At 72.5% G+C, this 13,294-nt stretch carries 10 protein-coding genes; all 10 read right to left on the minus strand.

From position 1 onward, the window contains the following. Positions 1 to 15 precede the first annotated feature (15 nt). From QF034_RS04565 to QF034_RS04610, 10 genes are read right to left on the minus strand one after another with little or no spacing between them, the layout of a single operon-like run. Positions 16 to 2,175 carry a hypothetical protein gene (locus QF034_RS04565; RefSeq protein WP_307173697.1) on the minus strand — a complete coding sequence of 720 codons (2,160 nt, stop codon included), beginning with the start codon at positions 2,173 to 2,175 and terminating at the stop codon, positions 16 to 18. Continuing rightward, a complete protein-coding gene (locus QF034_RS04570) occupies positions 2,175 to 5,996 on the minus strand; it encodes a putative baseplate assembly protein (protein ID WP_307173698.1) in 3,822 nt (1,273 codons plus the stop codon). The genes QF034_RS04565 and QF034_RS04570 overlap by 1 nt, the downstream gene beginning before the upstream one ends. Then, a complete protein-coding gene (locus QF034_RS04575) occupies positions 5,993 to 9,100 on the minus strand; it encodes a putative baseplate assembly protein (protein WP_307173699.1) in 3,108 nt (1,035 codons plus the stop codon). The genes QF034_RS04570 and QF034_RS04575 overlap by 4 nt, the downstream gene beginning before the upstream one ends. Continuing rightward, positions 9,097 to 9,489, minus strand: coding sequence for a GPW/gp25 family protein (locus QF034_RS04580; RefSeq protein WP_010037478.1), 393 nt, complete (start codon positions 9,487 to 9,489; stop codon positions 9,097 to 9,099). The genes QF034_RS04575 and QF034_RS04580 overlap by 4 nt, the downstream gene beginning before the upstream one ends. Beyond that, on the minus strand, positions 9,486 to 9,830 hold the full coding sequence (locus QF034_RS04585) for a hypothetical protein (protein ID WP_307173700.1): 345 nt from the start codon (positions 9,828 to 9,830) through the stop codon (positions 9,486 to 9,488). Before QF034_RS04585 ends, QF034_RS04580 begins: the two co-directional genes overlap by 4 nt. Positions 9,831 to 9,849: 19 nt before the next feature. Then, positions 9,850 to 10,386, minus strand: coding sequence for a phage baseplate assembly protein V (locus tag QF034_RS04590; protein ID WP_306969243.1), 537 nt, complete (start codon positions 10,384 to 10,386; stop codon positions 9,850 to 9,852). Positions 10,387 to 10,426: 40 nt separating this feature from the next. Beyond that, positions 10,427 to 11,566: a hypothetical protein gene (locus QF034_RS04595; protein WP_307173701.1), complete on the minus strand. Its 1,140-nt coding sequence runs from the start codon at positions 11,564 to 11,566 to the stop codon at positions 10,427 to 10,429. Continuing rightward, positions 11,559 to 11,927, minus strand: a complete 369-nt coding sequence (locus QF034_RS04600; RefSeq protein WP_307173702.1) for a LysM peptidoglycan-binding domain-containing protein — start codon at positions 11,925 to 11,927, stop codon at positions 11,559 to 11,561. The genes QF034_RS04595 and QF034_RS04600 overlap by 8 nt, the downstream gene beginning before the upstream one ends. A 9-nt stretch (positions 11,928 to 11,936) precedes the next feature. Next, on the minus strand, positions 11,937 to 12,623 hold the full coding sequence (locus tag QF034_RS04605) for a hypothetical protein (protein ID WP_307173703.1): 687 nt from the start codon (positions 12,621 to 12,623) through the stop codon (positions 11,937 to 11,939). Beyond that, entirely contained in the window at positions 12,620 to 13,288 is a 669-nt protein-coding gene (locus tag QF034_RS04610) for a hypothetical protein (RefSeq protein ID WP_307173704.1), read from the minus strand. Before QF034_RS04610 ends, QF034_RS04605 begins: the two co-directional genes overlap by 4 nt. Positions 13,289 to 13,294 lie beyond the last annotated feature (6 nt).

The raw sequence follows: 13,294 nt of genomic DNA on the forward strand, positions 1-13,294 counted from the left end.
CGGTGGCGGTGCGGCTCACGTCACGAAGAAGATCCCGGCGTCGGTGCCCGCGGGCGTGTACTCGGCGAGCCGGGCCCGCAGGCCGTCCTCGCGCTGCGGCCGGTACAGGTCGTGGAAGGCACCCAGCTCGGCGCCGTCGTCCGCACCGCGCCGGATCCCCTCGGGGCTGGGGTCGGCGAGCAGCCCGTACCAGGGCGTGCCGTAGCGCTGGGAGGTGAACAACGGCTTGCTGTCCGGGCAACGGTGCCGGCGCGGGGTGCGCGAGCCGGTGGGGACGTAGGAATAGCGCAGGCAGCCGATGCCGCGCCGGGCCACGTGGAGCCGGCCCGTGACGACGCTGTTCTCGGCGATCTTCACCGCGTGCGTGTGGATCTCGCCGATGACGGTGGTGCGGTGCAGGTGCAGCACGGCGTGGGCCTGGCGGCAGTCCGGGGCGGACAGGGCCTCGCGGTCGTCGGCGGTGGCGTCGAGGATGCTGTCGCGGATGTGGATGTCGAGGGGGTCCTCGCCCACCTCGTCGCCGATGACCTCGATGGTGCCGAGGATGCTGTGCTCGACCTGGAGGCATGCGGTGGTGCGGTCCAGGACGATGCTCGGCTCCTCGGGCGAGTGCGGCTCGCACTCGGGCTCCAGGGACCAGCCGGGCACGAGCGTGCTGTGCCGTACGACGACGGCGCCCACCGCCCCCGCCACGTTGATGCCGCGTCCGGCGACGAGCAGCCCGTCGAGGACGACCCGCGGCCGCTCGTGCGGGGCGCAGTCGTCGGAGACCGCGCGGATGTTGAGGGCGTCGGGGCGGTTGCTGTACCAGTCCAGCAGGCGGATGACCGGGCGCGTGCCCTCGGCGGCGCGCAGTTCGAGCCGGTCGCCCGGGTCGAGGTCGAAGTCGAGCTGCTCCTGGTAGGCGCCGCTGTGCGTGATCTCGATGATGCCGGCGGGGCCGGTGCGGTCGGCCCGGCGGTCGTGCTGCCAGGCCCGGTAGGCGTCCATGATCTGCCGGTGGGGCTGTCCGGGTCCGACGCGGTACACCTCGGCGTCGGGACGGGGTGCGCGGTCGCGCTCGTACTCGCCGCCGCCCATGTCGGCGGCGAACGCGTAGTGGTAGTCCACCCACACGCCCTGCCGGGGCGCGGAGCGCGAGCCGAACGCGATCCGGCCCAGCTCCGGGTCGACGGCCACCTGGCCGCGCCTCGGCCGGTAGCGCCAGTCGGACAGGTCGGCGATCACGATGTCCGAGGGCGGTACGGGGTTGTCCTCGCCGTCGAGGCGGATCACGAAGCTCTTGCCGGGGCCGTAGTAGTCGAGCAGCCGGTCGTGCAGGAGACGGCGGGTGACGAACGCCGGCACGTTGTCGACGGCGGCGATGTGCGCCGGCGAGGGCTCCGGGAACGGCTTGGTGACCAGCGGGGTGTCGTTGCCGAGGATCGAGAAGGTGTAGAGGTTGCGGGCCCGGTCGATGCAGTAGGCCGGGGTCCGGGTCAGCGCGTACGCCTTCAGCCGCCACACGAAGAGCGCGACGCCGGCCGGGCTCCAGCCGCCCTGCCGGTGCCGTGACTCGGCGCGGCGGACGTCGACCGTACGGGCGCTGTTCGCGAACGGGCCGCCGTCGAAGGCGAGTTCGGCGCCGTCGCGCAGGTCGACCAGCCGGCCGCGCTCGCCGCGGTGCGTGCCGGTGCCGGTGCCGGTGCCGTACAGCTTCACCGGCTGGGTGTGGGCGACCTGCCGGGACAGTTCGACGGCCCGCGCGGGCCAGCCCGCCACGTGCTCGGACAGCTCCTCCAGGAGGTGCAGGGTGCCCTTGCGGCGGCGGTTCGCGACCGTGGCGGCCACGTCCCGGCGCGGGGCGACCGCCTCGGCCAGGGCCGCCCGGCCGCCGTCGTGCAGGCCGGTGGTCAGGACGCGCTCGTAACCGGGCAGGGTGCGGTAACCGACCAGGTCGCCGAGGTACGGCAGCACCCAGGGGGCCGCCGTCTCCACGAACAGGTCCTCATAGCCCTGCTGGACGCCGTCGCGGACGCGGTCGAGCTGCTCGGCGATCACCGCGAGCAGGGCGCGCAGCGGCTCGCCCTCCTCGGCGTCGCGCAGCAGGTGCCAGCGGGGCAGCAGTTCGGCGAGCCCGTCCGGCTCCCTGGGCACGCCGTGGGCCGGCGTCTCCGACTGGGTGTCCGGGGACATCACTTGACCTCCGTCAGAATCAGGGTGTCCGCGGCCCGGGGCGACAGCAGCGCGAGCTGGGCCGGGCGGATGCCGCGGAAGACGTACACCGACCGGCCCTTGGGCAGGCGCCGGGTGTCGGTGATGTCGGGGTTGAGGCGCAGGAGTTCGGCGAGCGGGACGCCGTAGCGGGCGCAGATCTCCGACAACGTCTCGCCGTTGGCGGCGCGGACGGTGTGGGTCTTCTCGTCGTACGTCGCCGGGTGCGCCGGGACGGTCGCCCGGGGCGGGCCGGGCCGGGTGAGCAGCTCGGTGAGCTCGTCCGGGGTGGCGGAGGCGGGCACGCCGGTGAAGACGTCGACGTCCACGTAGTCGACGCCGGGCACGGTGTGGGCGGCGGCCAGAACCTCGGAGAGGCGGGCGGGCCGGCCCAGCTCCCGGCCCTCGAAACCGAGCCGGTGCAGCAGGGCCTGCCGCAGTCGCGGCTCGACGGTCCGCCAGGCGTGGTCGGGGGCGACCTTGACCTTGGCGGCGATCAGCAGCAGGACCAGTTCCCGGCCGTCCACGCGGACCGGGAGGTTCGCGTCGCCGTACTCGGTGAGGGCGCCGCGCAGGGCGCGCAGGGTGTCCGAGTCGGGCGCGATGGGCACGTCGTCGGTGCCGGCGACCGTCACGTGCAGCACACGCCGCCGTCCGTCGAAGAGTTCACGCGCGGCGGCCCGGCCGATGCCGGCCCGGGAGCGGGCGAAGTCCTCGTAGTCGGACTCGGAGACCAGCCGGTCCAGGGCCGAGACGGCCAGCGGGACCGTACGGCGGGTCAGGCCCGGGCCGTCGGCGTCCGCACCACCGGTGGCCGGGCGCGGGTTGGTGACCGCGGTGACGCCGAGGGGCCGGGTGAGCGGCTGGGTGACGCGGTCCGCCGGAACGTTGGCGGCCTTGCCGGTGCCGAAGCGGTAGCGGGCGCGGACGTTCTCGTGTCCGGAGGGCAGCCGGGCGCCGTGCACACCGTCGCCGAAGGTCACCGTGGTCCGGCCGTCGGCGGTGGAGCCGGTGATGTAGACCCGCTCGGTCGGGCCGCGTCCGGCGAGGCTGTCGACCTCGTGCCACAGCACACCGTCGACCCGGATCTCCAGCACCGGCGTGGCGCCGAGGGGGTTGTCGTCGGCGAGCCAGGTCAGCGGGGACTGCCAGAGCGCGAAGGTCTGGTTGACGCGGTCCGAGTCGCCGCTGCCGATGGCCTCCTCGCGGCTCTCGCCGTGGGTCGCCTCGACGACGTTGCCGAGGATGCGGACCGTCTCACGGCGGTAGCGGTGGGCCAGGTCGGCGGTGAGGGTGAGCCGGGTGTGGACGTGGTCGCCGGGGATCCGGCGGTCCGCGGCGGGGTCGGCGGCGGCGATCGTGACGACCTCGGTGGCCCGTACTCCGGCCGTGCCGGGGATGTCGCTGCGTTCGCCCTCGACGAGGAGCGTGCGGCCGGGGCGCAACCCGTCGTACAGCTCGGCGAGTTCGATCTCGTTGCCGTGCACGTCCTCGCCGAGCGGTTCGTCGGCGAGGCGCAGCTGCTCGCCCGCCGCGTGCACGGTGGTGTCGCGGATGTGCGACAGGAGCACGTCGAACTCGTCCAGCCAGGGGTCGGCGAGGGTGAGCTCGGTGCCGCGGCCGGTGATCCCGTAGTTGGTGTACGCGGCCGTGCGCACGGCCACCACCTGGGTGGTGACGAACGCCAGCTTCGGATCGCCGGGGACGCCGTGGTCGGAGCCCTTGGCCGGCCGCTGGACGGCCACCCAGCTGCCGACGGTGATGCCCTCGTGCACGGTGTCCAGCTGGAGCGTGCGGCGGTTGACGGGCTCCGGCTTGGTGGCGATGACGATCTCGACGTTGGGTTCGGCGCTGCCCACCGTGTACTTGAGGCTGACCTCGTGCTCGCCGTGCGTGAACTGCTCACTGGCGCCCGGCCGGAGGGCGATCTGCTCGGACGTGCCGTTGTGGACGCCGACGTGGATCAGTCCCTCGTCGTCGGGCCGGGACACGAACAGCGTGCGCTCGGGCAGGCCGGAGTGGAGGCGGGCGGTGACGCCGGGTTCCTGGGAGTCGGCGGGCCGCCGGTTCAGCCAGCTCAGATCGTGGTCCTGGCCGGAGCGCACGGACAGCTCGACCTGGCCGGGCCCGAGCGTGAAGGTGACCGGCTGGGTGACGGGCAGGTTCTCGGCGCGCTGGTCGGAGCTGCTGCCCTCGACGTACTGGAACTCGGCCCGGACCGGGGTCTTGCCCGCCGTGTCGTACACGACGCGCATGGTGGCCAGCACCGCTCCGGTCAGCGGCCAGTCGGCGGTGCGGATGACCCGGCCGCGATCGTCCTGGACCGGCTTGAGCGGGGCCGTGGCGCCGAAGGGGGCCGCGGTGACGCGCAGGGCGAGCAGTTCGCGCAGGAGCCGCGGGGCACCGGGGGCGGCAGCCGTGCGCCAGGCCGGGTAGAGGCTGCCGAGGCCGGGGTTGAGGGCGGACAGCAGCCGGGCGGTGTCGGTGCCCGGGAGCTGGCGGGCGGTGGTGGCGCCCCGCGGGGCGGTGACGCGCAGGGCGGGGAGTATGGCGCCCAGGGCTTCCAGAGCGGCGGCGCGCGAGTCGCCCTGAAGGGGCGCGGGGAACTGCGCGACCAGCCCCAACGGCGCCGCGGACGGCCGACCACTCATCGAGGCACCCACCTCATCCGTCAGCGCAGGTGCCAACTCCCGTGCGCGCTCGGCTAGTTCAGCCAACACCGCCTCCAACCGCTCGAACCACTCCGCCACGTCCTCATACGGCTCGGCGAGCACCTGCGCCTCACCGAGCCGGGCGAGAGGTTCCGCGAGACGGGCCGCGAGCCGCTCGGGCGTCTTCACGCCGTCCAGGTCATCACGCAAGGGCTCCAGGACCTGGTCCTCGAAGTCCTCGATGAGCCGGCTGACCGGTCGCGGGTTGGGCACCTCCGGCGTGGGAGGCTCCTCACCGGGCTCGCCCGGAGCCACGGGCAGCGCCGTCCAGCGCCGCACCTCGTCGACGAGTTCCTTCAGGCTCGGCGGCGCCGACCTCGGCAGGGAGATCGCCGTGACGCCGTCGTCCCGGTCGACGCGCGTGTCCGCCACCGGCACCAGCTTGCGCTCGCCGCCGGCGCCTTCCCCGAAGACGAACAGCAACTGGTCGCCGGTCCGCAGGGAATGCGCGGTGCCCTCGACGAAGAGCTCGGAGCGCTTCTCCAGATCCTGCGGGGTGACGAGCGAGGGACGGCGGCGGCGGACCTTCAGCTCGTTGAAGTCCCAGCGGGCCGTCAGATCCCGGCTGGTCTCGAAGGTCAGCGACTCCTCGCCTGCGGACGCGGGCACGCTGTGGCTGCGCGCCCCGCGCGGGATCAGCACGTTCTGGGCCTCGGCGCGCGGGTCGCGTTCGAGGGTGTACGCCAGGTGCGTGGCGGCGGCGACGCCGGGGCGCGGCCGGTGTCCGACGAGCCGGCCGAGCAGCACCAGGGAGCGGTGCTCGTTCGCGGTGCGGATGTAGGCCTCGTCGGCGATGCGCTCGGAGTGGAAGGTGAGCAGGTCGCCGAGAACGGCGGTGGCGTCGAGCAGGCCGATCGCCGGGTCGTCCGGGGTGCGGACGGTGAGCCGGTTCAGTGCCGGGTAGGCGGGTGAGGCGAGCCGGTCGAGCAGGGCGGCCAGGAAGGAGCCGTACTCGCCGACGCGGTAGTCCAGCGCGGTGCGGCCGGGCGGGTTGTGCAGGGGGGCCGGCGCGAGGCGCTCGTCGTGGCCGCCGCGGCAGGCGCCGCCGCAGCCGCACGCGTCGGTCGCGTTGACCGGGTGCGGGTCGGTCATCGGGCTCCTCCCAGGGATATCGCCAGCAGGCCGTTCTCCGGCCGGTCCGGGTCGTTGTCGCAGGTGGCGATCTCCAGCGGGCCGAGCCGCAGCACGCCGTCCTCCCTCTCTCCTCGGTCCTGTCCGTACAGCCGCCGCAGCCGGGTGACCTCGACGCTCTCCACTCCGGGCACGGCCGCGGCGACGGCGACCAGGCGGCTGAGCCGGACCGGTTCGCCGAAGGTGAGCGCGTCGGGGTGGAAGAAGCCGAGCCGTCCGCCCGGCAGCCGCCCGCTGCCCAGCACGCGGTACAGCTCGGCCAGGATCTGCCCGTGCTGGTGGCCCGGCCGGGCGCACACGGTCAGGGCGATGTCGAGCGGCACCAGGCGGGCGGGGCCCACGACGAGGTCGTGTCCGATGCGCCGGTACGTCTCCAGCGCCTGGGCGACCGAGTCGAGCAACTCCGGCGACGGGGCGGCGGTGCCGTACGCGTCGACGGCGATGTGCGCCTCCTGGACGCTGCCCGTCCAGCGGAGTTCGGCCGCCGCGCGCTGCACGCCCGGCAGTTCACCCGCGAGGGCCGCGTAGTCCTCGGCGGTGACGGCGCGCAGCCGGGTGCGGCGCAGGTCGAGCGGGGCCAGCTGGCGTACCTGCTCCACCGGTTCGGGCTGGGTCCCGCCGGCCGCGGGCAGGGGGTTGCGCACGACGACGGCCGGGGCTTCGCAATCGCTCTGCACGACGAGGTGGTTGATGGCCTCGGCTCCGACGTTGCCGGCGGTGCCGCCGCCGAGCCGGTAGCGCAGTGTGAGACGGGAACCGGGCGTGGGCCTGGCGCCGTGCCGGCCGTCGCCGAAGCGCAGGGCCAGACGGCCGTCGTCCTCCGGTTCGCCCACGAAGTGCCGCTCGCGCGGACCGCTGCCGAGCAGGTCGCGGCGCGGCTCCCAGGTCTCGTCGTCGCCGTGGACGCGTACGGCGGGCAGTGCCCGGCGCGGGTCCTGGGCGAGTGCGGAGGTCGCCGAGCCGCGCAGCACCGTCTCCTCGGGGTGGAGGCCGGCCGCGTAGGCCGGGCCCCAGCTGTGCGCGATCTCCCAGGCGATGTGCCCGTCGAGGACCGTGCCCGCGCGGGCCCGGGCGGCGAGGACCTCGACGCGGCGCAGCTTAGTGTCGAGCAACTGGTCGCTGCGGTACAGCAGTTCGCGCAGGGCGCGGACCGGGTGGCGGCGCAGTTCGAGGCGTTCCAGCACGTTCAGGCCGTAGACCACGGCGAGTTCGGCGATCTCCCGCTCGCCGAGCCCGTCCCGGTCGCGGGCGCTGCGCCACAGCTCGACGAGCCGCTGCCGGATCCGGCCCGGGATGGCCGCGATCCGCTCGGCCTGCCCGGCGGCGACGGTGCCTGGGTCGGGGTAGGGCACCGCCTGAGTGACGGGCGTACGGCCGAGGACGGGGCGGAAGCGGGGCGCGATGCCCGGGTAGACGGACTGGGCGAGCAGGGTGCGCAGCGCGGCGGTCTGGGCGTACGCCGTGCCGGGCACGACCTGTTCGTGCCGCTGCCCGGCGCTCTCCAGGCCGAGGCCGGCGCGTGCGGTGGCGCGCTCGCCGACGACCTCGAAGAGTTCGCGGACGTCGTCGGGGACGAGCGCCCGGCCCGACTGCGTCCGTTCCGTCAGGGCGTTGATCAGCCGCGCGGGCGCGTTGCCCTCCTCGGTGTCCCGGCAGCCGAACGCGGGAGGGTCGCAGGGGGCGGTCACGGCGGGTACGGGCGGCACGGTGACCGTCTCGGGCAGCCCGGTCAGGGTCCGGCCGTGGTCGACGAGGACGACGTTGCCGCGGGCGAGCGTGACGTCCTCGACGGGCAGGCAGTCGCGTCCGCCGCGGGTGGTGAGGCAGAGCGGGAAGCGCAGCGCGTCCTCGGCGGCCCAGGTGACCTCCAGGACCGGCTGGTCCTCGATCCGGTCGAGGCCGGGCGTGACGGAGGTGAGGCGCACGGCCTGGCGGTGGGCGGGGTCGGCGTCGCCGGGGGTGCCGGTGCGCGGGCCCTTGACCTCCTCCAGGACGATGACGTCGCCGGGCTCGAGGTCGAGCCGGCGCTCGCGGCAGGTCTCGGGGTCCACCCAGGCGTCCCGCAGGGTGGCGGCGGTGGCGCCCTTCGGCAGGGTGCACACCTCGCCGCCCCACGTCCACAGCCGGATCGCGTTGTGCGCGACCCTCAGCTCCAGCGGGTCGGTGGCGACGACGGGTTCGAAGACCTCCACCGAGCCGCGCTCGTCGAGGTCACCGAGCTCGCTCTCGTCGATGACGGTGCCCGGTTCGGGGCGGTCGTGCGGGTCGAGGCTGCGCACGTCGACGGAGGCGAAGCGGAAGGTGCCCGGGGCGAGCGTCCGGTCGTCCGCTGTGCGGACGGTGACGTAGGCGCGGGCGTTGCAGCCGTCGTGCATCGCGTAGTCGATGAGCTTCACGTGGCGGCGTACGGAGACGCGGCGGCGGGCGGTGTCGAGGTAGGCCTCGGTGGCGACCGCGTCCTGCTGGTAGCTGATCTGGTCGCCGGTGTACGCGAGGAGTTCGACGAGGGTCGTGCCGAGGTCGGCGGGGTTGCGCTCCACCCAGTCGGGGGTGGTGAGGGCGAGCCGGTCCAGGAGCAGCTTGCGGATGGTGTCGTAGTCGCGGGCCGTGTAGTCGATGACGGGCGCGGCGGGGAAGTCCGGCTCCGGCTGCTCCTGCTCCTTGCAGTCGAAGGGGGTGGGGCAGTCGGGCCGGAACGTGAACGTGGCGCTGTGGTAGCGCTGGTCGAAGCCGCGGTACGGCTCGGTGCCGGGCCGTCCGTACGGGTCGGTCTCGACGAGGGAGAGCCGGTAGCGGGAGGTGTCACCGGCCTTGTCGAGGGTGACGTAGAGCCGGTCGTCGAGTTCGGGGTCCTCCTCCCGTTCGACGCTGACGTCGACGGCGGTGATGCCGGTGATGCGCCGGCCGCCGTCGACGCGGACGTTCTCGGGGCCGAGGCCGTGCGGGGCCTTGCCGAGGAAGGTGACGGTGAGCAGCAGGCCGTCGTCGCCGGCCTCGACGGTATCGACTCCGTTGAGCTGGGCGGCCCGTACACGGGCTCGGCGGGACGCGGTTCCGGTGGTCATGCCGCCCTCCCTTCGAAGACGTCCTCGTGCCGGGTGCCGGTGGCGCGCAGGGCGTACGACAGGTACACGCGCACGACGTGGTCGTCGCTGACGACGTCGAGGGCCTCGACGTCGATGAGGTCGCCGAGCCAGCTCTGGAGCGAGGCCTGTACGGAGAGTTCGAGCGTGCTGATCAGTTCGGGGCTGTTGGGGGTGAACACCAGGTCGAGGAGCCCGCAGCCGAAGTCGGGGCGCATCACGCGCTCGCCGGGGCTGGTGAACAGCAACTGCTCGATCAGGTCGTGGACATGCTCGCCGTGGGTGGCGTGCGCGGTGCGTCCGCGGCGGTCCGCGCGGAACGGGAAGGCGATGTCGCTGCGGGGGCGGGTGCCGCGGCTCGTGGGACTCATCGGACGGTGACCTTTCGCTGCGTGCCCTGGACGACGGGCGGTCCCTGCGGGACGAAGGCCGCGGTGAAGCACTGGGCGGCGGAGATGTCGAGCAGCACGGGCGCGCCGTCGACGGTGATGCCGCTGCCGCCCGCGGTCCAGCGGACCGTGACGCACGGCATGGGCAGCCGGTCGACGGTGTGCGGGCAGCCGGTGACCACGTAGGTGTGCGCGGTGGTGGCGACGGCGGCGCCCGCGACGCGTACGCCGCCGGCCGGTGGGGTGGCCGCGGTGACGCGCCCGCCGTGCGGGCAGCCGATCACGGCGGCGCTGTCCAGCAGACTCCCGGATGTTCCGGACACGTTCTTCGTTCCCCCGTTCCTATCGCTTGGACGCGACGGTCAACTGGCCCTCGTTCACGTCCACCTGGTCGCCGCGCAGGGTGATTTCCGCGCCCAGGCCGTTGGAGATGACGATGGCTTCCTTGGTGATGCGGATGTACGCCCCGCCCTGCGCCTGGAGCAGGATCCCCTGGTCGGTGCCGGGCGGATCGCTCATCACGATCTTGTGCGCCTCGGGTGTCTGGACCACGACGGGCTTGGCCTGGGACGCCGGCTGGACGAGCCGGCGGGCGTCGGGCGGCAGCTCGGCCTGCTCCCCGTACCAGCACCCCGTCCACACCGGGAAGCTGGGGTCGCCCTGCTCGAACTCGACCCACACACCGGCCCCGGGCGACGGCACCACGAACTGCCCGGCCTGCGGGCCCGTGAACGGCAGGCAGGGCAGCGCCCAGGTCGACGGTTCGTCGCCCAGGACGTCCGGGACCTCGACGGTGATGCGGCCGATGTGCAGCGGATCGTCGTTGTCCACGACCCGGCCGCGGAACTTGCCGAGGTAGCGATTGCTGGGTGCCGCCATGTGAACTGCTCCTGGTCGTGATGTTCGGTTCGAGGTCGGGTCAGGGCCTGACGTAGGCGCTGCGTGCTTCGAGGCCCTCTCGGGAGAGCGTGAAGTTCTGCCGGAAGGAGCCCGGGCGCAGGGTGTGCGTGACGGACTTGACGAAGTAGTCGCCGTCGTACGTACGGCCCGAGCCGCGCACGCCGACCAGTTGGCGCGGCTGGAGGATGTAGCCGTGCCGGTTCACGTCGAGCGAGCCGGAACCGGAGATGACGTCGGCGGACACGGCGGCCCGGGCGAGCAGTTCGGCCTCGGCCTGCTCCCGCTGCTGTTTGGCGGTGCCGGAGAGCGTCTTGCGTTTCAGGGCGGGGGTGGGCCGCTTCCCGAGGGGCGGCCGCAGCGGACTGATCGGCGGTTGCGGCAGCAGGGTCGACTGCCGGGTCCCCGGGTCCTGCCAGCGGGCCTGCGGCTCCTCCCGCGCCGTCCCGTCGTAGGCGAAGGTCAGCTGGTCGACGGTGGAGTGGGCGTCCATGTTGACGTTGAGGGCGTGCTGGCGGATGCCCAGGCGGACCTCGGGCCCCCAGCGTGCGCTGGACTGTCCGGGCGCCGGTCCGGGCTCCAGGTAGAAGGTGTATCCGTTCGCCCGGGCGAGCTCGTTGATGTACTGGAGGTCGGTGCCCGTCTGGTAGTGGACGCGCAGGTCCTGGTGCGGGGGCTGGGTGACCTTCTCGGTGTACACGTCGGGCCGGATGCCGTAGTCGGAGTAGCGGCGCAGGAGGGTGAGGACCCGCTGCGACGGCGGCATGTTGGGATACCGGTCCGTGCGCTCCTCCAGGTCCATGACGAGGGCCAGGTCCTCGCCGGTGACGGTGAGGGTGGAGTGGCCCGGCTGGTTGCTGGCCCCGACCTCCTGGCGCACGATCAGCCCGTCGAACAGCACCTCGGGCGTGCCGCGGACGGTGACCGTCACGACGAGGCGCGTCTTGGGGTCGAAGAAGCCCTCGGGCAGGAGGGTGCGGTTGATGAGGCCGTTCTTGGTGAGGTCGAAGGCCAGCTGGAAACCGCTGCGCTCCCCGGCGGTGGCGGTGATCTGGGCGGACAGCAGGGCCTCGGTCACCTCGGCGGGGACGGGGCGCACCAGCTGCGGTCCCATGTGCAGCGTGATGTGAACGGGGCCGCGGCCCACGGGCAGTTCAGCCACGCCGGTCTCCCCGCGGGAAGTGCCCGGCGAGCGGGATGTCGACCTCGCTGCCCGGTTCGGCGGTCAGCTCACGCGGGTCCAGTACGGGGTTGGCGTCGGCGATCTGCCACCACTGGCCGGGGTCGCCGAAGTAGCGCTGGGCGAGGAGATCGGGACGCTCACCGGTACGCACGGTGTGCACCTGCGTGTCCTCGCTCTCGTCGACAGGCGGGAGCAACCGGCGCTTGGTGTAACGCACTTCGGTACCGTCGGGCTGCCGGTGCACCCCGATCTCGGCGTCGTGATACCGGCTGGTACGCGGGTACGGGTGTGCCCCCGGTATCGCGTCGAGCGCGCTCTCGTACGGTTCGATGCCGGCCATGTCCGGTGCTCAGCCCCTTCCCACCGTGATGTCACCGGGCCTGAGCCCCAGCGATCCGAGCCCCGCGGTGCGTGCCGCGCCGGCGAGGCGTTCCTTCTGTGCGAGGTGCGCGTAGTACAGCTCGGCGCCGGGGTGGCCGAGCGGCAGATCACTGACGGTCAGCACCTTGAGGCCGATGCTCAGGGAGGCCCGGATGGGGTTGAGGTTGACGTCGAAGGCGGACTCGTTGATGGACAGCTCCGTCAGCCGTACGGGCATGACGCGCTTGCTGCCCCAGGTGAACAGGGTCAGCGGCATCTCGATCGGGCTGATCTCGATGGTCCCCTTCTTGGACAGCCGGCTCGCTTCCCTGAGCTGCGCGGAGGTCGGCTGCACGAGCATTTCGAGCACGGCGAGCTGGGGGTGGATACCGTCGGGCGCGGCGATCTCGAACTGGTCGGTGGCGTCGATCTCGGCGGTGAACTTCCAGGTCTCCTGAGCGGGGCCCTTCAGGCGGAGGGCCTCGTTCCGGTCCCCGTTCCCGCTGCCTCCTCCGCCCGAATCACCGCTGCCGCCGGCGGACTGGGGCGAGAGGCTGCGTTCCAGGGTGTCGGGGTTGAACTGGAGGACGATGATGCGTTGGGGGGTACCGCGTTCGGGGTCCACGAGGACTATGCCGGAGCGGATGGGTTTGGGGATGTCTGCGTAGCGGGTCATCGGCGCGCCTCCATGCGTTCCCGGAGGACGCTGTAGTCGTGGGCGGGAAATACTGCTTCAAGCGCGTCCAGGGAACGTTCCAACTGGCTGGCGAGGTGACGAAATTCGCCTCCATCCAATCGCACATCGGTGTACAAATACTGCCAGCCAGGAATCCCTTTCGTGAGGAGCATTGTGTCCGCATACGACGAGTAATTGAGGTCCAGTAGCTCAAACCGCTGTTGATTCATGTCGTAAAACCAGAGTTCGCGACACGGCGTCATGTCCATGGAAACACGCAGTGCTGTGAGGCGGCCAGAACCTGGTGATTCCTCCAACGTTTTGATCTCGTCCATCACCAACTGCTCCGCAGGGGCAAGCCGTTCGTCGGTATAGGGCATGTAAAGACCCGACAGGCAGGTCCTCAGATCCTTGAACACGAACTCTCCGTACACCCCGTGATCGGGAGTGTGCCAGGAGAGGTGGATCTGCTCGGCGTCGAGTAGATGGTCCGCCACCTGGTCAACAGCATCAGGCCCCATGTAAAGGCTGACGAGTTCCGCATCCTTTGCAGTGAGAGGGCGATTCCCTTCGCTCTCGATCTCGGACTTCTCCACGACGAACTCAGCTGTGGACAGTACCTCTTCGAAGGCCTCGCGGGCGCGCGTTTGGAATGTAGTGGGCATCTGTTC

This window comes from Streptomyces africanus, from assembly GCF_030816955.1.
GTDB classification, from domain to species: domain Bacteria; phylum Actinomycetota; class Actinomycetes; order Streptomycetales; family Streptomycetaceae; genus Streptomyces; species Streptomyces africanus.